The organism is Streptomyces sp. NRRL F-525, from assembly GCF_000716605.1.
Lineage (GTDB): Bacteria > Actinomycetota > Actinomycetes > Streptomycetales > Streptomycetaceae > Streptomyces.
Map to the genome: position 1 here is coordinate 145,777 of NZ_JNXE01000018.1, position 19,018 is coordinate 164,794.

Consider the following 19,018-nt stretch of genomic DNA (forward strand, 5'->3'; position numbering starts at 1 on the left):
GAGAGAGGGGTGAACCGGTCGGCTTCCGGCCATGTTTGGTGACAGGTTCTGGTCAAGGACTGTCCAAATGCCGGACGTTTTCTGTCACCAGTGGTCGGGTCGTCCCCAACGGCTGTATTCGTTCCCGTTCGGGAGGACCTGGTGTCAGTGCCGACCCGCAAGAGACGTTGGTTCACGATCTGTGCCATCACCGCATCCGCCGCACTCGTGGCGATACCCGCCGGCGCCGCGCCCGGCTCGGGCGGCACCCCCTTCGGGGTCCGCGCACTGGCTCAACTGGCCGCCGAACGAGGGCAGTCGGTGGGTGCCGTCAGCCCGAAAGCCAAGGCCGACGACGACGGCGGCGACGACGGCAACGAGGCCGACGAGATAGCCGAGGGCGCCGACCAGTACGCCGAGGCCCGCACCTCGCCCGGCATCGTCGCACCGGGCGCGTACGGAGCCGCCTGGACCAGTCTGACCAACCTGCCCAGCACCGGCGGCAGTTGGCGCAACATCACGAACCTGCCGTACAACTCCGACGACCCGCGCTACCGCGACTACGACTCCAACTCCAGTGGCGGCTCGGGCAATGTCACCGGCCGGATGGCCGCGATGGCCGCCGACGACGACGGGTACGTGTACGCGGGCAGCGCGGGCGGCGGAGTATGGCGCTCGCACACCGGAGGCGGTCACTGGCAGCCCATCAGCGACAAGCTGCCCGCCCAGTCCACCGGCGCGCTCGCGCTGGACGGCGCCGGGCGGCTGTGGCTGGGCACCGGCGAGGCGACGACCAACGCGGACGCGTATCTCGGCAGCGGCGTCTACGTCCTGTCGGACCCCCGGCACGGTACGTTCTCCGCCCGCAGCCGCGTCGGCGGCGACGAGCTGGAGTCCACCACCATCCATGAACTGCGCTTCGGCGGCGGCAAGGTGTGGGCCGCGACCAGCGAGGGTGTGTGGAGCCACTCCACGAAGCGGCTCAGCGGCGCCTGGAAGCTGGAGTTCGCGCCCAACCCGGCCTATCTGCCGGGCGGTTCACTCGCGAACGACGACTCGGCCGCGTACAAGAACATCGCCAACGACATCGCGATCGACCCGAAGGACCCCTCCAAGGTGGTCCTCGCCGTCGGCTGGCGCAGCGGTGACGACTACAACGGCTTCTACACCAAGGGCTCCGACGGCACCTGGACGCGGATCACCAGTGGCCTCGGCGATCTGCCGGCCGACGCGGACAACGTAGGCAACGTCACCTTCGCCCGCTCCGCCGACGGCTCGCGCTACTACGCCATCGACCAGTCCCCGGAGCAGCTCAACACCAACCCGGACAGCGGTCTGGAGGGCATCTACGTCTCCAAGTCCGGCTCTCCGACCGGTCCTTGGACGAAGATCGCCGACTACAAGGGCCTGGCAGCCGACGGTTCGGCGCTCACGTCCAGCGGCTACATGCCCGGCGTACAGGCCTGGTACAACCAGTTCCTGACCGTCGACCCGGCCAACGCGGAACACGTCTACGCGGGCCTGGAGGAGGTCTACGAGACCAAGGACGGCGGCACCGACTGGTCCACGGTCGGCCCGTACTGGAACTTCGGCTTCCCCTGCTGGAGCATCGACCCCACCAAGCAGACGGGCGACTGCAACCCGACCACCCACTCCGACCAGCACGGCGTAGCGATCGGCAGCTACCACGGCAAGAGCTTCGTCTACGTCGGCAACGACGGCGGCGTCTACAAGCGCCCCCTCAACGGCTCCCAGGACGCCTCCGGGCACGCCACCGACTGGACCTCGCTCAACGACGGCACCATCGACACCCTCCAGTACTACTCGGTGGGCGTCGGCAAGGACCTGACCTACGGCGGTGTCTCCGTCACCGGCGGCCTGCAGGACAACGGCCAGTCGATCCTGCGCAGCAACGACAAGGTCATGGGCTCCAACTTCGGCGGCGACGGCGGTGACACGCTCACCGACCCGGCCAACGGCTGCGACATCGCCGAGGAGTACGTCTACCTCGCCATCCAGGTGACCCAGAACTGCGCGATCAACGACGGGAGTTGGGTCACCGACCCCAGCAAGATCACGTCGTACAACGTAGCCCCCGCCGACAACGCCACCGGCGAGGCCCGCTTCATCGCCCCGATCACGGCCGACATGAAGAACAGCTCGACCTGGATCGCCGGCGGCCGGCACATCTGGGTGCAGACCCACGGCTACGCCATCCGCAGCGGCGACGAGTGGACCAGCGTGTACGACCTCGGCGCCGGGCGTACCGCGACCGCCGTCGCGGCCTCGGGCGGCAAGGTGTACGCGGCCTGGTGCGGCCCCTGCAACAACCAGGGCTTCGCCCGCGGTATCTCCGTCGGCAACGCGGACGGCACCGGCTGGCACGACATCGCCCTTCCGGCCAGCGGTGCGGACGGCACCGTACCCAACCGCTACCTCGCCGGTTTCGCCGTCGACCCCAAGAACGCCGACCACGTCTACCTCGCGGTCAACGGCTTCTCCCGGCACTGGACCGAGGGCCCCGGCGCCGGCGTAGGCCACGTCTTCGAGTCCACCGACGGCGGCACCACCTGGAAGGACATCTCGAAGAACCTCCCCGACGTGCCGACGAACTCCGCGGTCGTCACCCCGAACGGCGGCCTCGCCGTCGCCACCGACCTCGGCGTCGTCTACCGCGCGCCGGGCCGTACGACCTGGAAGCGCGTCGGGAACCTCCCGGCAGTCGCCGTACTCCAGTTGAAGCTGAGCCCGGACGGCCGGACGCTGTACGCGGCCACCCACGGCCGCGGTATCTACACGATCGACGTGCGCAACCTCCGCTGAGTCGGCGGTAGTTGGAGGGGTGGTCCCGGCTCGCCCGGGGTCACCCCTGCGTCGTGTACGGCACCACACTCACGCGCAACGTGAAGACGACCCGCGCCGCGCCCGCCACGTCCGGCGCCCTCGCCGACACGGTGACGTCCGCCGTACCGCCCCTCGTCCCCGCACATCGCAGCGAGGCGTGGGCCGTACCGTCCGCGTCCATCCGCCATCCGGCCGCGAGGGCGAGACCCGGCGAGGAACTCCGCACGGCCGTCCACCGTTTGTCGTCCGTGCGAGGCCGCAGGACGAGCGACACCACGGTCCCCGGCCGCACGCAGATCCGCCGATCGACCGCGTCACCAGGGCTGACGGTGACCTCCGTGTGTCCGGCGGCACAGTTCGCCGGCGAAGCGGAGGAACTGGTGGCCGACGCCGACGGGCTTCCCTCGGTCGGCACTCCCGATGTGTGCGTCGACGCACTGGCCGACGGCCGCGTCGAACCGCTGCTCTCCGACGTCCCTCCCACCGATCCACCGCCCTCCGACGTGTGACACCCCGCCAGGACGACCACCACGGCGACCATCCATCCGCCGGCCCGCCACCGCATCCCAGTACCTCCCGGCCCACGCGTAGGACCACCAGCATGCCCCGGCGACGCCGACGAATCCCCTCCGATCGCGGAATCGTGGCGCAGACGGACCGCAGCCCGGCCGGCTAGCGCCTGTACGGCATCGACGCCGTCGCACGCCTGGACCTGTTCGCCGCGGCGAACAGGTCCAGGCGTGGGTGGAGTTGGCCGAACTGTCCCTGGACCTGGAATTCCGTGCCTCTGTACGGCGGTTGGTCGAGGAGCAGGCGGCCGAGCAGGCCCGGAGCGGCCCGGCGGTCCCGCGTCGCGACATCGCCGCAGCCGTTCGTGACCAGACCGCCTCGGCTCTGGCCGCCGACATCGACCCGGCCTCACCTCAGGCCGATCCGTTCGTCGCGTCGTTCACGGCGCACTACGCCCAACTCCTCGGCCGCCCGACGACATTGAGCTCCGCCACCGGCTGGCGACCCGGCTGGAGAGGGAGTTACCGGGGACAACGCAACGCCCCCGCCAGTCGTCACCGGCAGGGGCGTTGCTCTGCTGCCCGAGGGGGGCTCAGGTCAGCAGGTCTATGCAGTCGAACGACGTGCCCGGGCTGAGGAACCCCGACCCCGTCGAACCACTGACGACGTTGATCTTCAGAACGTTGTACTGCGTCGCGTCCGAACTCCACGCACTGGAAGGGACGTTGAAAACGAACGTGTGGTTGTTTCCGCGGTAGGAACCCGTGGTGAGATCGCGCGTCGAGGGTTGGGTGGGAGGGGCGGGGATCGCCGAGACCCAGTCGTTCACGGTGACTTGGGGACGGGCGTTGATGTACGCCGTCGTCACCCCGACCCGCAGCGTGTGCGCCGCGGCGGCCTGGGCCGCGGTCAGCTTGAAGTAGACCAGTACCCCGTTGTTGACGTCCTTCCAGATGTACGCCGGGAAGGACGCGGCCTCGCTTCCGCTGCCGATGGTGACGTTGCCGGTCCACTTGGACGCGCGGGCGTCGGAAGGGTGGGCGTACGTCATCAGGGCGGCGTTCTTGAACTCGCCCGGTGTGCCGTCCCAGTTGCCGAGTCGCCATACGGCCGACGCAGTAGACGGGTCACCCGTGATGCTCAGGGTGTGCAAGGACGTCGTACCGCCCGCCGTCACCTCCACCGACCCTGTGTGGACGGCCAGTTCGCCCTTGAAGACGGTCAGTGTGTACGTCCCCGGGAGCATCCCCTTGCAGGAGAACGCGCCGGTGCCGGACGCCGCCTTCGCCCAGTACTGTGCGTCGGTGTTCGAAAAAGCCACCGTGTAGGGGTAGTTGGCGTCCATGCCCTTCAGGCCGACCCCCGCCACCTTGCCCCGGCCCGCCTTGCCCACCCAACCCGTGATGCCGAGCGTGTCCGCCCAGGACGTGTCGAGATTCGCCGCGAAGAGGGACGGGGACGGGGTGCCACCGTCCGTGAAGGCCACCACGAACGGGCCCTGTAGGCCGAAGCGTTCGGGCTCCGTCTGGGCCTCGTTGTAGTGCAGGATCTCGTACAGACCGGCCCCGCCCTCGTTCGAGTGGCGGAGCAGGGAGCGGTAGAAGGGGCCGCCGGACGCCTTCTCGTGGTTGGAGCGGACGACCCACAGGCCTACCGAACCCGTCGTGAAGCCGACGTGGTCGTAGTCGATCGTCCGCTTGCCGGAGTAGTGCTTCGAGCGGGTCGTGCCGTCCGGGTGCTTCCAGACGTCGCCGGCCTCGATGATCGTGTCGGTGGTCGAATCCCACGCGTCCGAACCGGAGTTGGGGAACACCCCGGGCTTCACGCGGACGATGTATCGCGTCGCGGTGAAGGACGCGTCCGCCTTGTTCGTCCACAGGTAGACGTTGTTCTCGCCGCTGCGGGCCGCGTACCACTGGGTGATCGCGCCGTGCGCGACCTTCACCAGGATCGTCGAGCCCGATTGTTTGATCGTGACTGTCGAGGAGCCCAGCCCGGACTCGACGTGTGAGTGCATGCCGCCGTAGCCCTCGTACTCCTTGCCCTTGTAGGCGAGGGACGTGATGTCACCCGTCGACTTGGAGACCTTGAGGACGAGTGAACTGCCCGTGGTGATCACGTAGTTGGAACCGTCGTCGGTGTAACCGAAGGCGGCGGCGCTGGCGGACGAGAGGAGGCCGGTGCCGCCCGCGACGGCCGCGCCGGTGGCGGCGACACCGATCGCGGAGGCCCCGAGCACCCGCCTGCGGGTGAGGTGTTTCTTGTGCGTGCTCAAGCGACTTGCTCCGTGTGACTCCGTGCGAGAGGAACCTTGCGCCCCTTCGTCGTCACCGGCGGAGAAAGGGTTGCCGCCCGTTCGAGATTTCCTTCTACGACTTCTATGACTTCTACGACTTCTGCGCCGCGAAGTCGCCCTTCACCGCGAGCTGTTGGCCGGCCGCCGTGCCCGCCGCCGAGTAGCTGTCGTCCTTGGCGTCCCGGCCGCCGCGCTCGTGGTTGTACTGCCCGGCGAAGACCCAGTCCCCGACCGCGACCGTACGGCCCGCCTTGAGCACCCACGTGTAGACCAGGAAGCCGTCCTGCTCCGTCACCGTCTGCGTGAAGTCCTGCTCGGGCAGCGAGCGCCAGGCGCCCGCGGAGGTGACCCCGCCGGTCTCCTTGACCTTCAACTGGACGGTGAGCGCGGTGAGTTGCTTCGTCGTCTTCAGGGTGACGTCGCTCTGCGCCCAGAAGTCGTTGCTGCCCGGGTCGATCGAACCGTCCGACCAGAGCGGGCCGTCCTGGGTGCCGGAGGCGGCCGGCAGCACGGGGGGCGCGGAGGGCGACGCGGTCGTGGGGGCGGTCGGGGAGGTGCTTGCCCTGGGGGTGCTGTGTGTGGTGCCCGATCCCGAACTCGGCGTCGGGGCAACCGGTTTGACGGGGTTACGGCTCGTCGCGTCCGGTGACGGCGTGGGAGTCGGCGTCGGTGAGACCGACACCGTCTGCTCGGCGGGGGTGTTGTTCTTCACCGCGGACGCGACCGCGTAGCCGCCGATCGCGAGGACGCTCGCCACCGCGGCCGTGGCGCTGACGACCCGCACCCAGCCGAACACGGGCGGCCGGGTGGCCCGGTGGTCGGGGCGGGACTGCGCGGCCATCCCGCGTTCGAGCCGGGCGAGGATGCGGGAGCGGTCGGGTTCGTGTCCCTCGGCCGCCTCGTGCAGTCGGGCGATCAACTCGTCGTCGTGCACGTCCTGGTGCCTCATCGGGTCCTCCCTCCACTCTCGCCGCCGCGTGCCAGCGCCGCGTGCATCCGCAGCGGAGGGCTCTGCGGGCCGAGCAGACGCTGCAGCTCGGCCATGCCCTTCGACGTCTGGCTCTTAACCGTACCGACGGAAACACCGAGGGCGAGCGCGGTGTCCTTCTCCGACAGGTCGAACGCGTGCCGCAGCACGACACAGGCCCGCTTGCGGAACGGCAGCCTGCGCAGGGCCTCTTGGACGTCGACCACGCCGGCCACGTCCGGGTTCTCGGTCTTCTCCTCGCGCTGCGACCAGAACAGCGCGACCCGCCGCCGCTCACGCACCGCGCTGCGGATCCTGGTGCGGGCCAGGTTGGCGACGACCCCACGGGCGTAGGCCGCGGGATGGTCGGCGGCGCGCACCCGGTCCCAGCGGTGCCAGAGCGCGAGCAGCGCGTCGGCCGCGAGATCGTCGGCGGCGTCCGCCTCACCCGTCAACAGGTGGGCCAGGCGCGACAGTTCGGCGTAGTGACGCTCGAAGAAGGCGTGGAACTCCTCGGAGGCGGCGTCGTCGACGACTGTGCCCACGGCGGACCTCTCCTCGCTGCGGTTTGTGTGTGTCGTGTAGATGACACGTGTTTGTTCGGGGGTGACCCCCGCGAGATCCGGAAGCGTAGCAGTGATCAACTGGCCGCTCTGGTACGGACCTTCGAACAGCGTCTGACAGGTCGACCAGGGACTGGCGGGCCGACCTCGATTCCGTAACACGGGGAAAACCTGAAACAGGTTCAACGCGGGAACAATCCAGCCAGCATCCGCGCACCGATGATCATTGAAGCCACGAGGAGTACCCGCATGTCCGAGTCACAGAAGGTGGCCGACCGGCCAAGTGCCGAACCACCGGCGGCGAACGGTGTCGACCGGTTCTTCAAGATCTCCGAACGGGGATCCACCTTCGGCCGTGAGATCCGCGGCGGCTTCGCCACGTTCTTCACGATGGCCTACATCCTCGTCCTGAACCCGATCATCCTCGGCAGCGCCAAGGACAAGTTCGGGCACACCCTCGACACCGGTCAACTGGTCACCGCCACCGCCCTGGTGGCCTGTGTGATGACGGTCATCATGGGCGTCGGCGGCAACCTGCCGCTCGCCATCGCCGCGGGCCTCGGCCTCAACGCCGTCGTCGCCTTCCAGTTGGCGCCGCTGATGAGCTGGCCCGACGCGATGGGTCTCGTCGTCATCGAAGGCGTCCTGATCTGCGTGCTGGTCCTCACCGGGCTGCGCGAGGCGATCATGAACGCGATCCCGCAACAGCTCAAGCAGGCGATCGGCGTCGGCATCGGGCTGTTCATCGCGTTCATCGGCTTCGTCGACGCCGGCTTCGTCAGTCGTATACCGGACGCCGCCGATACCACGGTCCCCGTGCAGCTTGGCGCCGTCGGTCACCTCACCGGCTGGCCCGTTCTGGTCTTCTGTCTCGGTGTCCTGCTCACCATCGCGCTGTTCGCCCGCAAGGTGAAGGGCGCGATCCTGATCAGCATCGTCACGATGACCGTCCTCGCGATCATCATCAACTCCGTTGCCGACATCAAGAGTTGGGGTCTGATGACCCCCAAGGTGCCGGACAAGATCGTGGCCGCGCCCGACTTCGGGCTCATCGGCCACTTCAGCCTGTTCGGCGCGTTCGGCGAGACCAGCGCGATCACTGTCGTCCTGCTGATCTTCACGCTGATCCTGTCGGACTTCTTCGACGCCATGGGCACGATCGTCGGTATCAGCGCGGAGGCCGGTCTCCTGGACGAGGAGGGTCAGGTGCCGAACATCGGGCGCGTCCTGTTCATCGACGGGGCCGCTGCTGTTGCCGGTGGGCTCGGGTCCGCGTCCTCCAACACCGCGTACATCGAGTCGGCGTCCGGGGTTGGTGAGGGGTCGCGTACCGGGTTCTCGAACCTCATCACCGGTGGGTTGTTCGGGCTTGCGTTGTTCCTTACGCCGTTGCTGACGATCGTGCCGTTGCAGGCGGCCGCGCCCGCGCTGATCGCCGTTGGGTTCCTGATGATGACCCACGTCAAGCACATCGACTGGGACAAGTACGAGATCGCGATTCCGGCGTTCTTGACCATCGCCGCCATGCCGTTCACGTACTCGATCACTGACGGGATCGGGGCCGGGTTCATCTCTTACGTCGTGATCAAGGCGGTGCTTGGTAAGGCGAAGGAGGTCAACTGGTTGTTGTGGGGGGTGTCCGCGTTGTTCCTGGTGTACTTCGCTATTGATCCCGTTGAGCAGATTCTCGGTGTGAAGTAGGAGTGAGGGGCGCTGCGCGGTCGGCTTGCGGTTCGTCGTGGCCGGTCGCGCAGTTCCCCGCGCCCCTTAGCCGCGTCACTGCAAGGCTGCTTTCATCATTGCCTTGGCCACTGGGGCCGCCAAGCCGTTGCCGCTGATCTCCGACCTTGCCGCGTCCGACTGCTCGACGACCACCGCTACGGCTATCTCCTTGCCCGTCGAGTCGGACTTGCCGTAGGACGTGAACCAGGCGTACGGGGACTGGTCGTTGTTCTCGCCGTGCTGGGCCGTGCCGGTCTTGCCGCCCACCGTGACGCCCGCGATCTGGGCGTTCGTGCCGGTGCCGTCCGTGATGACTGTCTGCATCGCCGACTGGAGTTGCTGGGCGGTGCGTGAGCTGACGATCTGGGTCGTCGTCGTGTTGTCGTCGTAGTTGTGGACCACATCGCCGCCGCTGTCGGTGGTCTCGGAGACCATGTGCGGGGAGACCAGCTTGCCGTCGTTGGCTATGGCTGCGGACACCATGGCCATCTGGAGCGGGGTGGCCGTCACGTCGTACTGGCCGATGCCGGTCAGGGCCGTGGAGGACTTGTCCATGTTGGACGGGTACACGCTCGGGTACGCCCGCACCGGGATGTCCAGCTTGTCGTCGTTGAAGCCGAACTTCTCGGCCATCGCCTTGACCTTGTCCTGGCCCAGGTCGACGGCCATCTTCGCGAACACCGTGTTGCAGGAGTACTGGAGCGCGACCCGGATCGACGCGTTCGTGCAGGGCGCGGAGGAGCTCTCGTTCCTCAGCGGGGTGACCGTGCCCGGCAGGGTGTACGGCGAGGGGCTCGTCGTCTTCTCGTCCACCGAGGAGTAGAGGCCGTTCTCAAGCGCGGCCGCCGCCACGACCAGCTTGAACGTCGAACCCGGCGGCAGCGGCTGGCGCAGCGCGCGGTTCGTCAGCGGCTTGTCGGAGTCCGCGGTGAGCTGCTTCCAGGCCGACGCGGCGGTGTCGGCGTCGGTCAGCGCCGAGGGGTCGTAGGACGGGGTCGAGACGACGGCGAGGATCTTGCCGGTCGTCGGATCGATCGCGACGGCCGCGCCCTTCTTGTCGCCGAGCGCGTCGTACGCCGCCTTCTGCACATCCGGGTCGATCGTCGTGACCACGTTGCCCGGAGCGGCCCGCTCGCCGGTGACCGTGTCCATGACCGTCTTCAGGCCGCTGTCCGTGCCGTCGAGGAGGTTCGCGTAGATCCCCTCCAACTGCGTCGGCGCGTAGCTCTGCGAGGCGTAACCCGTCACCGCCGCGTAGAGCTTGCCTTCCGTGTACGTCCGTTTGTACGCGAGGTCGCTGTCGCCCCCCGTCCGCGCCGAGCCGGTGATCGCGTTCCCGGCCACGATGATGTTCCCGAGCGGGTCCGCGTACGTCTCGATCGCGTTCCGCCGGTTGTCCTTGTCGTCCGCGAGTGCCTGGCCGTCGTAGAACTGCACCCAGGTCGCCCGCACCAGGAGGGCGAGAACGAGGAGCAGTACGAAGACGGAGGTGCGCCTGATCGTCTTGTTCATCCCGCTCTGAAGACGATCGGACGGGAACGAATCGTTCCCTACCGTCGCTTTTTCTCATCGAGCGCTCATGAAATCAGCGGTCGTTCATGAACTCAGCGGTCGTTCATGAACTCAGCGTCAGCAACAGCTCGTCGATCTCCTCGCCCCGCGCGTTCGCGAAGCCCCGGTCGTGGCCGGTGACGACGAACCCGCACTTCTCCAGCACGCGCCGCGAGCCCGCGTTGTCGGCCGCCACGCGCGCGTGCAACGGGCGTTCGGGTTCCTCGGCGAGCAGGTCGCGCAGCGCGGCCGTCGCGATGCCCTTGCCCCAGTAGGTGCGGTCGATCCAGTACGTCACCTCGCGCTCGCCCGGGTCGCCGTAGACCGCGGCGTTGCCCACGACGTCGCCGTCGGCGAGGACCGTGCGGTTCCGCACGCCGGGCAGGGCGCGGATGCGCTTCCAGTGGGCGTCGAAGGCGTCCCGGTCGGTCGGGTCCTTCGCGGTGAAGGCGGCCATCCGGACGGACTCGGGGTCGTTCGTCAGCCGGAAGAAGACCGGCAGATCACTGTCGTGGACCGGGCGGAGCGCGACGTCCATGGGTCAGAGCCTCCGGGTGGCGAGGGTCAGTCGGTCGCGGGCGTCGAACAGGGCGTCCTTGACCATCTGTTCGTGGGCGGGGGTGAGCCGCGCCACCGGCACCGAGCAGCTGATCGCGTCCCGCGCGGGGGTGCGGTACGGGATCGCGACCCCGAAGCAGCGCAGGCCCAGCGTGTTCTCCTCGCGGTCCACGGCGAAGCCCTGTTCGCGGACCTGGTGGAGTTCCTCGATGAGCTTCTCGCGGTCGGTGATCGTGTGCTCGGTGAGCGCGGGCAGCGTCTCCGGGAGCATCTTGCGGACCTGCTCGTCGGAGTACGTGCTCAGCAGCGCCTTGCCCAGCGAGGTCGAGTGCGCGGGGAGTCGGCGGCCGACGCGGGTGAAGGGCCGTAGATAGTGCTGCGACTGGCGCGTGGCCAGGTAGACCACGTTCGTGCCGTCGAGGCGGGCGAGGTGGATGGTCTCCGTGGTGTCGTCCGAGAGCCGGTCCAGTGTGGGGCGGGCCGCCGCCACGACCTCGTCGCCGTCGATGTAGGAGGTGCCCACCAGCAGCGCCCGTACGCCGATGCCGTACCGCGTGCCCGTCGCGTCCGTCTCCACCCAGCCCAGCTCCACCAATGTGCGCAGCAGCATGTAGAGACTGGACTTGGGATATCCGACGGCCTCCTGGACCGACGCGAGGGAGTGCATACCGGGCCGGCCGGCGAAGTATTCGAGCAGCTCCACCGTCCGCACCGCGGACTTGACCTGTGCCCCGCCGCCTGTCTCGCCTGCCGACATCGCCCTTGACCCCTTCGTTCGACGGGAAATAGTCTCCGAGAGCATATTCATCATCAGAGACAGCGTTCAGCATATCGAACGACCCTGGTGAATGACCCAGAACTGCGGCATTACATGTGTGGAGGGACCCGCGGTGGCAGCAGCACCAGTCTGGAGTGTCGACCCCCGAACCGGGAAGCAGCGTGAACAGGTTGCGGTGGAGGCCACAGCCCAGGAGGTGGACACCGCCGTCCGCGCCGCGCACGCGGCACGGGGTTCGCTCGCCGACCGCACGGTCCGCGCTGCCTTCCTGCGCGGCGCCGCCGACCAGCTCGAAGCCGCCAAGAACCAGCTGGTCGAGGTCGCCGACGCGGAGACCGCGCTCGGCCCGGTCCGGCTGAACGGCGAACTGGCCCGCACCTGCTACCAGTTGAGGGCCTTCGCGGACATCGTCGACGAGGGCGCCTTCCTCGACGTGGTCATCAACCACCCCGACGACACGGCCACCCCGCCGATCCCGGACCTGCGCCGCTACAAGGTGCCGCTGGGTGTCGTCGCCGTCTACTCGGCCTCCAACTTCCCCTTCGCCTTCTCCGTCCCCGGCGGCGACACCGCGAGCGCGCTCGCCGCGGGCTGCCCGGTCGTCGTCAAGGCGCACCCCGACCACCCCGGCCTGTCCGAGCTGGTCGCGAGCGTGCTGCGCCGGGCCGCCGCCGAGCAGGGCATCCCGGCCGGTGTCCTCGGCCTGGTCCACGGCTTCGAGGCGGGCGTCGAGCTCGTCAAGCACCCACTGGTCTCGGCGGCCGGGTTCACCGGGTCCGTACGGGGTGGTCGTGCCCTGTTCGACGCGGCGGCTGCGCGGCCGGTGCCTATCCCGTTCCACGGTGAACTGGGCTCTCTGAACCCGGTAGTTGTGACCGAGGCTGCGGCGGCCGAGCGGGCCGAGGCGATCGGTACGGGGCTTGCCGGTTCGATGACGTTGGGTGTCGGGCAGTTCTGTGTGAAGCCGGGGCTTGTGCTCGTGCCGTCCGGCTCCGCGGGGGACGGGCTGGTCAAGTCCCTTACGGATGCCGTCAGTGACACGGACTCCGGGGTGTTGCTGGATCACCGGATGCGGGACAACTTCCTCGCGGGTGTTTCCGAGCGGGCTCGACTTGACGATGTGGAGTCGCCGGTGACGCCGGGGGCGGGGAGTGAGCACACGGTCAGTCCGGGGTTCCTGACGGTGCCGGCGGAGAAGCTGGCGGCTGCGGGGGCGTACGACCTGCTTCTTGAGGAGTGCTTCGGGCCGGTCACTGTCGTGGCGCGCTACGACGATGACGCGCAGGCGAATGCCGTGTTGTCGCGGCTGCCGGGGAATCTTACGGCGACGGTTCATCTGTCGGCGGGGGAAGCGGCCGGGGAGGGGCGGGGGGCGGAGATCCTTGCGGAGCTCACTCCGTTGGCTGGGCGGGTGTTGGTCAATGCGTGGCCTACGGGGGTTGCGGTGGCGGCGGCGCAGCATCACGGGGGGCCTTATCCGGCTACGACGTCTACCTCGACGTCCGTTGGGGGTACGGCTATTGAGCGGTGGCTGCGGCCTGTTGCTTACCAGAACACGCCTGAAGCGTTGCTGCCGTTGGAGTTGCGGGACGGTAATCCGCTGGGGCTGCCTCGGCGTTATGACGGGCGTTTGGAGCGGTAGCGCCGTTGGGGGTGCGGTTGAGTGCGGAGTGCCGGTTCGTCGTGGCTGGTCGCGCAGTTCCCCGCGCCCCTAAAAAACACTTCCCTGGGCTGAGATGATTAGTTGATGGACTTGGAACTTTCCCAACTGCCTTTCCCCCTCCGTACTTACGGGCCCGACGGGCATTGGTCGTACGACGATGGTGTGCTCAGCGGGTGGGCCGGGCCCCGTCAGGATCGGTTCGTACCGCCCACCGGGGAGGGGTTGGACCCCGCCTCCGATGCACCCCGTCTTCTCGGGGCGCCTCATGGGGACTTCCAGCTCATCGCCCGGGTCACCGTCGGGTTCGCGGGGTCCTTTGACGCTGGAGTGCTCTACGTCCACGTCGGTGAGCGGGCCTGGGCCAAGCTGTGCCTGGAGTACTCGCCGGACGTGCCTACCGTTTGTACGGTGGTTACCCGGGGGCACTCGGATGACGCCAACTCCTTTACCGTGGACGGTAGTTCGGTGTGGCTGCGGGTCAGTCGGACCGGGCGGGCGTTTGCCTTTCATGCGTCTCGGGACGGGAAGCGGTGGATATTTATCCGGCTTTTCACCCTGGGTGACGAGAAGGAGACCGACGCCGCGCTCGTCGGGTTCATGACGCAGTCGCCGATGGGGGAGGGGTGTGTCGTGACGTACGACCACCTTGAGTTCAGGCCTAGTTGGCCGGACGATCTGCGAGACGGAAGCTGAGGAAGGCCGTTGCCGCGAAGAGGGCCGCGCTGATCGCGAGGCTCTCTCGCAGGCCGGTTGTGAAGTCGGCGGAGACCAGTACTCCGAAGACGGCGATGCCCAGGCCGCCTGCCACCTGGCGTGCGGAGTTGAGTACGCCCGCTGCCAAGCCCGCTCGCTCCGCCGTCACCGCGTCCATCATCACCGCGGTCAGCGGCGGGACCGTCAGGGCGCAGCCCAGGGCCATCGGTACGAGGAGTACGGCCACCAGGAGCGGGGGCGTGCCCGCGTCGACGTACAGCAGGACCAGTGTGCCCAGCGCGGCCAGCAACTGGCCCGCCAGCATGGGGAGTCGGGCGCCGTAGCGGGCCGTCAGTTTGCCCGCCGCGATGTTCGTCACCGGGATCAGACCGGTCATCGGGAGGAACATCAAGCCGGCGTACAGCGCCGAACGGCCCTGTACCTGTTGGAAGAAGAGCGCGAAGACGAAGGTCAGGCCGAAGAAGGCGACGCTGCACGCCGCGCCCGTCGCGACCGCCACCGACACCGTACGGCTGCGGAACAGGGCGAGCGGCACCACCGGGTGCGACTGGCGTCGTTCGACGGTGATGAAGGCCCCGGCCGCGAGGATCGCGATGAGTGCGGCCACAAGTCCCGTGCCCCCGCGCTCGATCACCGCGAAGGTCGCCGCCGTCAGGGCGATCACCGCTGTCAGCTGGCCGGGGAGGTCCAGGGGTGCGGGGCGGCGTTCCGAGCGGGGGGCCCGGAGGAGCAGGGCGAGCGCCGTCGCGCCCAGGGGCAGGTTGATGAAGAAGATGCCCCGCCAGTCCCAGAGCGTGGTCAGCACCCCTCCAGCCACCGGGCCGAGCGCCACCGGTACCGCGCCGCCGGCCGCCCAAGTCGCCACCGCACGGGCCCTCTTGACCGGTTCGGCGTAGGCCTGGCGTACGAGGGACAAGGAGGCCGGGAGGACCACGGCCGCCGCGACGCCCTGGAGTGCGCGGGCGCCGATCAGCGCGGGGAGGGTCGGGGCCAGGCCGCAGGCCGCCGAGGCGAGGGTGAAGAGGGCGATGCCGATCGCGTACGCGCGGCTCGCACCGGCCCGGTCGGCGAAGGCGCCGGTGGACAGCATCAGGGCGGCGAAGGACAGGGTGTACGCGTCGACCACCCACTGGAGTCCCGCCATCCCGCCGCCCAGCGCTGCCCCGATCGACGGCAGCGCCACGTTCACCACGGACGCGTCGAGGGTGATGAGCGCGAAGCCGAGGAGCGCGGCGGTGAGGGTGAGTGTGGGGGAGGGAGGGGTCAAGTCGCCGGTGCGGGGGGTCAGTTGGGTGGTGGGCGTTGTCATGTCCTCATGGTGCGGGTGGGTGGCGCCGTACAGTAGTGGCCGGAATGCCATACGTCCGGAGGTTCTGGCCATGGTCCAGCCCAGCCGTCCCCGTCGGGTCGCCGTTGTCGCGGCGACCCCGGTCTCGATGTTCAACCTGGCCATCCCTGAGCTGCTGTTCGAACGGGTCGAGGTCGACGGGGAGCGGGGCTACGAGACGGTCATCTGTGCTCCGGAACCCGGTCCCGTGCCGACCACGGGCGGCCTCGACCTGCACGTACGGCAGGGGCTCGGCGTCGTGCGGGACGCGGACCTGGTGCTCGTCGTCGGGACCGGGCACCGGTACACGCCCGACCCGCGCACGGTCAGCGCCCTGCGCGAGGCCGCCGCCGCGGGCAAGCGCATCGCGTCCATCTGCAGCGGCGCGTTCGCCCTGGCCGAGGCCGGGCTGCTCGACGGGCGCCGGGCCACGACCTACTGGAACCAGGCCGAGGAGATGCGCAGGCGCTATCCGGAGGTCGACCTCACCGGTGACGTCCTCTACGTCCAGGACGGCCAGTTCCTGACCGCGTCCGGATACGCCGCCGGTATCGACCTCTGCCTGCACATCATCCGCACCGACTACGGCGCCGCCGTCGCCAACGAGGTCGCCCGGCTCGCCCTCGTCGCGCCCGTACGGCCGGGCGGGCAGACCCAGTTCACGCAGACCCCGCTGCCGCCCGAGCGCGGTGTCGCCTGCGCGGACACCCGGGGTTGGGCCATGCGCAACCTGGACAAGCCGCTCACCCTCACCGACCTGGCCCGGCACGCGGGTGTCAGTGTGCGGACCCTCACCCGCCGGTTCCACGCGGAGAGCGGGGTGAGCCCCTTGCAGTGGCTGCTCCACCAGCGGGTCGAGCGGGCCAAGGAGCTTCTGGAGACCACCGCCCTTCCCATGGACCAGGTCGCCCGCGCCTGCGGCCTGGGCACGGCGGACTCCCTGCGCGGGCACGTCGTCCGCCGCACCGGGCTCACGCCGAGCGCGTACCGGTCGCAGTTCAGCCGTCTGGGAACCGGGGCCGCCGAGGTCACGTCATCGGTTGCATGATCAGTGACCGAGTCAGTGGAACCCTGGTGATCCGTACGGCCCTGCCCGCCGAGGCGGAGAGCGTCGCCGCGCTGCACGCTCGGGCCCGGGCGACGTACTACCCCGACGGCGTCCCGGAGGACGGGCGGGACTGGCTCGCCGCCTGGCGGGGCGTCATCGAGCGGCCCGACGCCCAGGTGCTGTGCGTGGTCGAGAGCGGTCGTATCGTCGCCATCGCCTCCTTCCGTGTCCCGGAGGGCGGGTCGCCGGACACGGTCACGCTGTTCCAGTTCCACGTCGAGCCCGAGCGGTGGCGCTCCGGGCTCGGTACGGTCCTGCACGCGGCCTGCGTCGAGCAGTGGCGGGCCGACGGGCGGCGGGCCGCCGTACTCGACGTGCATGTCGACAACGAGCGGGCGCAGGGGTTCTACGTCCGGCAGGGGTGGGTCGCCGAGCCGGGCGACGGCGGTCATCATCTGGAGATGCGGCTGGTCGTGGCGGGGGAATGAGCGGGGAATGAAGCGCGGAACTTGAACGTTCACGGGGGAGACGGAGGGAGTCTCCGTTCCCTCCGAACGAGCCGGAAAGAGCCGAAGAATGCGCGTCGAGATCTGGTCGGACATCGCCTGCCCCTGGTGCTACGTGGGCAAGGCCCGCTTCGAGAAGGCGCTCGACGCGTTCCCGCACCGTGACGGCGTCGAGGTCGTGCACCGGTCCTTCGAACTGGACCCGGGCCGCGCCAAGGGCGACATCCAGCCCGTGCTCAAGATGCTCACCAAGAAGTACGGCATGAGCGAGGCGCAGGCGCAGGCCGGTGAGGACAACCTCGGTGCGCAGGCCGCCGCCGAGGGGCTCGACTACCGCACCCGCGACCGCGACCACGGCAACACCTTCGACATGCACCGCCTCCTCCACTTCGCCAAGGCGCAGGGCCGCCAGGACGAGCTGATCCAGGCGCTGTACCAGGCGAACTTCGCCGAGGAGCGGTCCGTGTTCGGCGACGACGAGCGGCTCGTGGAGCTGGCCGCCGGTGCCGGGCTCGACGCCGACGACGCCCGCAAGGTGCTCGCCGACCCGGCCGCCTACGCCGACGACGTCCGCGCCGACGAGCGCGAGGCCGCCGAGCTGGGCGCGAACGGCGTCCCCTTCTTCGTCCTCGACCGCAAGTACGGCGTCTCCGGCGCCCAGCCCGCCGAGGTCTTCGCCCAGGCGCTGACCCAGGCGTGGGGCGAGCACTCCCCGCTGAAGCTGATCGACAGCGGGACCGGCGGCGGTGGCGACGCCGAGGCGTGCGGGCCCGACGGGTGCGCGGTGCCGCAGGCCTGAAAGGCGCAGGTCGGGAACGGGCGTCCGCTCACCTATAAGCGTTCCTTAGCGGATCCACGTAAAAACTCGCAATGGACGAGGGCTTCTCGGCACCGCAGAGTGGTGGCATGGAGACCTTCGAGAGCCTCGTCCGCGCCGAGTTCGCCCCGAAGAACACCTACCTCAACACCGCGAGCACCGGCCTCCTCCCGACCCGCACCGTCACCGCGATGCACACCGCCGTCGAGGCCGCCGCGGTCGGTACGCCGACCGACATGTTCGACGACGTCGAGGCCTCCCGCGCCGCCTTCGCCCGGCTGACCCGGGTACCGGTCGACCGGGTGGCGGCCGGGGCCTCGGTCGCCGTCTACAGCGGACTGATCGCCTCCTCACTGCCCGCCGGGGCCGAAGTCCTCACCGCCGAGGCCGACTTCAGCTCCGTCGTGAACCCCTTCCACATGCGCGCCGACCTCAAGGTGCGCGCCGTCCCGTTGGAGCGGATCGCCGAGTCGGTACGCCCCGGCACCGCGCTCGTCGCGGTCAGCGCCGCCCAGTCCGCCGACGGCCGCGTCGCCGACCTGCCCGCGATCAGGGCGGCGGCACACGAACACGGGGCGCGTACGTACGTCGACGCGTCGCAGGCCGTCGGCTGGCTCGACCTCGACGCGGGCGCCTACGACTATGTCGCCGCCGTCGGCTTCAAGTGGCTGTTCTGCCCGCGCGGGGTCGCGTTCCTGGTCACCCCGGAGGATCTCGGCGGCCTCAACCCGGTCTTCGCCGGCTGGGTCGCGGGCGAGGCCCCCTGGGACAGTTGCTACGGCCCGGTCGAGGAACTCGCCCACTCCGCCCGCCGGTTCGACGAGAGCCCGGCCCTCTTCTCCTACGCCGGTGCCCGCCAGTCGCTCGCGCTGCTGGAGGAGTTGGGGGTCGATGTCGTACGGGCGCATGACCTGGCCCTCGCCGATCGCTTCCGCGCGGGTCTCGGCACCCTCGGGCATGAGCCGGTGGCGTCTCCCGGGTCACCGATCGTGTCCGTGCCCGGACTCGGCCGGAGGCAGGGCGAGTTGAGCGCGGCGGGGGTCGAAGTCTCCGACCGGGCGGGGAACTTGCGGGCGGCCTTCCATCTCTACAACACCCCAGAGGACGTAGACCGGTTGTTGGAGGTTCTGGCCAGTTGACGCACGCGAGGGCACCCCGGCCGCCGTGACCAGGGT

General features: G+C 69.3%; 16 protein-coding genes. 9 read left to right on the forward strand and 7 right to left on the reverse strand.

Annotated features, from left to right (window positions below; translation table 11 throughout):
- Nucleotides 1-141: 141 nt before the first annotated feature.
- Entirely contained in the window at nt 142-2,802 is a 2,661-nt protein-coding gene (locus OO69_RS25995) for a WD40/YVTN/BNR-like repeat-containing protein (protein ID WP_033283189.1), read from the forward strand.
- Between the two features lie 53 nt (nt 2,803-2,855).
- Nucleotides 2,856-3,332, forward strand: coding sequence for a hypothetical protein (locus OO69_RS51995; protein WP_033283190.1), 477 nt, complete (start codon nt 2,856-2,858; stop codon nt 3,330-3,332).
- A 593-nt stretch (nt 3,333-3,925) separates the two neighbouring features.
- Here the strand turns inward: OO69_RS51995 and OO69_RS26005 are convergent.
- The 3 genes from OO69_RS26005 to OO69_RS26015 all read right to left on the reverse strand — a co-directional run bounded on the left by OO69_RS26005 (nt 3,926) and on the right by OO69_RS26015 (nt 7,141).
- Entirely contained in the window at nt 3,926-5,608 is a 1,683-nt protein-coding gene (locus tag OO69_RS26005; protein WP_051801197.1) for a rhamnogalacturonan lyase B N-terminal domain-containing protein, read from the reverse strand.
- Nucleotides 5,609-5,720: 112 nt separating this feature from the next.
- Nucleotides 5,721-6,578, reverse strand: a complete 858-nt coding sequence (locus tag OO69_RS26010; RefSeq protein ID WP_033283191.1) for a hypothetical protein — start codon at nt 6,576-6,578, stop codon at nt 5,721-5,723.
- On the reverse strand, nt 6,575-7,141 hold the full coding sequence (locus OO69_RS26015; RefSeq protein ID WP_019060605.1) for a SigE family RNA polymerase sigma factor: 567 nt from the start codon (nt 7,139-7,141) through the stop codon (nt 6,575-6,577). The genes OO69_RS26010 and OO69_RS26015 overlap by 4 nt, the downstream gene beginning before the upstream one ends.
- Nucleotides 7,142-7,408: 267 nt before the next feature.
- On the opposite strand from OO69_RS26015, the gene OO69_RS26020 reads away from it, so the two are divergent.
- Entirely contained in the window at nt 7,409-8,860 is a 1,452-nt protein-coding gene (locus tag OO69_RS26020; RefSeq protein ID WP_033283192.1) for an NCS2 family permease, read from the forward strand.
- Between the two features lie 75 nt (nt 8,861-8,935).
- Here the strand turns inward: OO69_RS26020 and OO69_RS26025 are convergent, their stop codons facing one another.
- From OO69_RS26025 to OO69_RS26035, 3 genes are all read right to left on the reverse strand, one after another.
- A complete protein-coding gene (locus OO69_RS26025) occupies nt 8,936-10,393 on the reverse strand; it encodes a peptidoglycan D,D-transpeptidase FtsI family protein (RefSeq protein ID WP_033283193.1) in 1,458 nt (485 codons plus the stop codon).
- Between the two features lie 103 nt (nt 10,394-10,496).
- On the reverse strand, nt 10,497-10,970 hold the full coding sequence (locus OO69_RS26030; protein WP_033283194.1) for a GNAT family N-acetyltransferase: 474 nt from the start codon (nt 10,968-10,970) through the stop codon (nt 10,497-10,499).
- A gap of 3 nt (nt 10,971-10,973) precedes the next feature.
- Entirely contained in the window at nt 10,974-11,747 is a 774-nt protein-coding gene (locus OO69_RS26035; protein WP_033283195.1) for an IclR family transcriptional regulator, read from the reverse strand.
- Between the two features lie 133 nt (nt 11,748-11,880).
- Between OO69_RS26035 and OO69_RS26040 the strand changes: the two genes are divergently transcribed.
- Together OO69_RS26040 and OO69_RS26045 are read left to right on the forward strand one after the other, a co-directional pair.
- Nucleotides 11,881-13,410: an aldehyde dehydrogenase (NADP(+)) gene (locus OO69_RS26040; RefSeq protein WP_078652563.1), complete on the forward strand. Its 1,530-nt coding sequence runs from the start codon at nt 11,881-11,883 to the stop codon at nt 13,408-13,410.
- 105 nt (nt 13,411-13,515) lie between these two features.
- Nucleotides 13,516-14,124 (forward strand): DUF1349 domain-containing protein, encoded by a 609-nt coding sequence (locus OO69_RS26045; RefSeq protein ID WP_033283197.1) that lies wholly within the window; start codon nt 13,516-13,518, stop codon nt 14,122-14,124.
- Here the strand turns inward: OO69_RS26045 and OO69_RS26050 are convergent.
- On the reverse strand, nt 14,090-15,454 hold the full coding sequence (locus OO69_RS26050) for an MFS transporter (protein WP_033283198.1): 1,365 nt from the start codon (nt 15,452-15,454) through the stop codon (nt 14,090-14,092). The genes OO69_RS26045 and OO69_RS26050 overlap by 35 nt on opposite strands.
- 70 nt (nt 15,455-15,524) lie before the next feature.
- On the opposite strand from OO69_RS26050, the gene OO69_RS26055 reads away from it, so the two are divergent.
- The 4 genes from OO69_RS26055 (at nt 15,525) to OO69_RS26070 (ending at nt 18,982) form a co-directional block, all read left to right on the forward strand.
- Nucleotides 15,525-16,520 carry a GlxA family transcriptional regulator gene (locus OO69_RS26055; RefSeq protein WP_033283199.1) on the forward strand — a complete coding sequence of 332 codons (996 nt, stop codon included), beginning with the start codon at nt 15,525-15,527 and terminating at the stop codon, nt 16,518-16,520.
- The gene (locus tag OO69_RS26060) at nt 16,517-17,008 is read left to right on the forward strand and encodes a GNAT family N-acetyltransferase (RefSeq protein WP_199811028.1); all 492 of its coding nucleotides are present in this window, start codon (nt 16,517-16,519) and stop codon (nt 17,006-17,008) included. Before OO69_RS26055 ends, OO69_RS26060 begins: the two co-directional genes overlap by 4 nt.
- 88 nt (nt 17,009-17,096) lie before the next feature.
- Complete coding sequence (locus tag OO69_RS26065; protein WP_033283201.1) at nt 17,097-17,825, forward strand: DsbA family oxidoreductase; 729 nt, start codon at nt 17,097-17,099, stop codon at nt 17,823-17,825.
- 107 nt (nt 17,826-17,932) lie between these two features.
- Nucleotides 17,933-18,982: an aminotransferase class V-fold PLP-dependent enzyme gene (locus tag OO69_RS26070; RefSeq protein ID WP_420707906.1), complete on the forward strand. Its 1,050-nt coding sequence runs from the start codon at nt 17,933-17,935 to the stop codon at nt 18,980-18,982.
- Nucleotides 18,983-19,018: the final 36 nt, after the last annotated feature.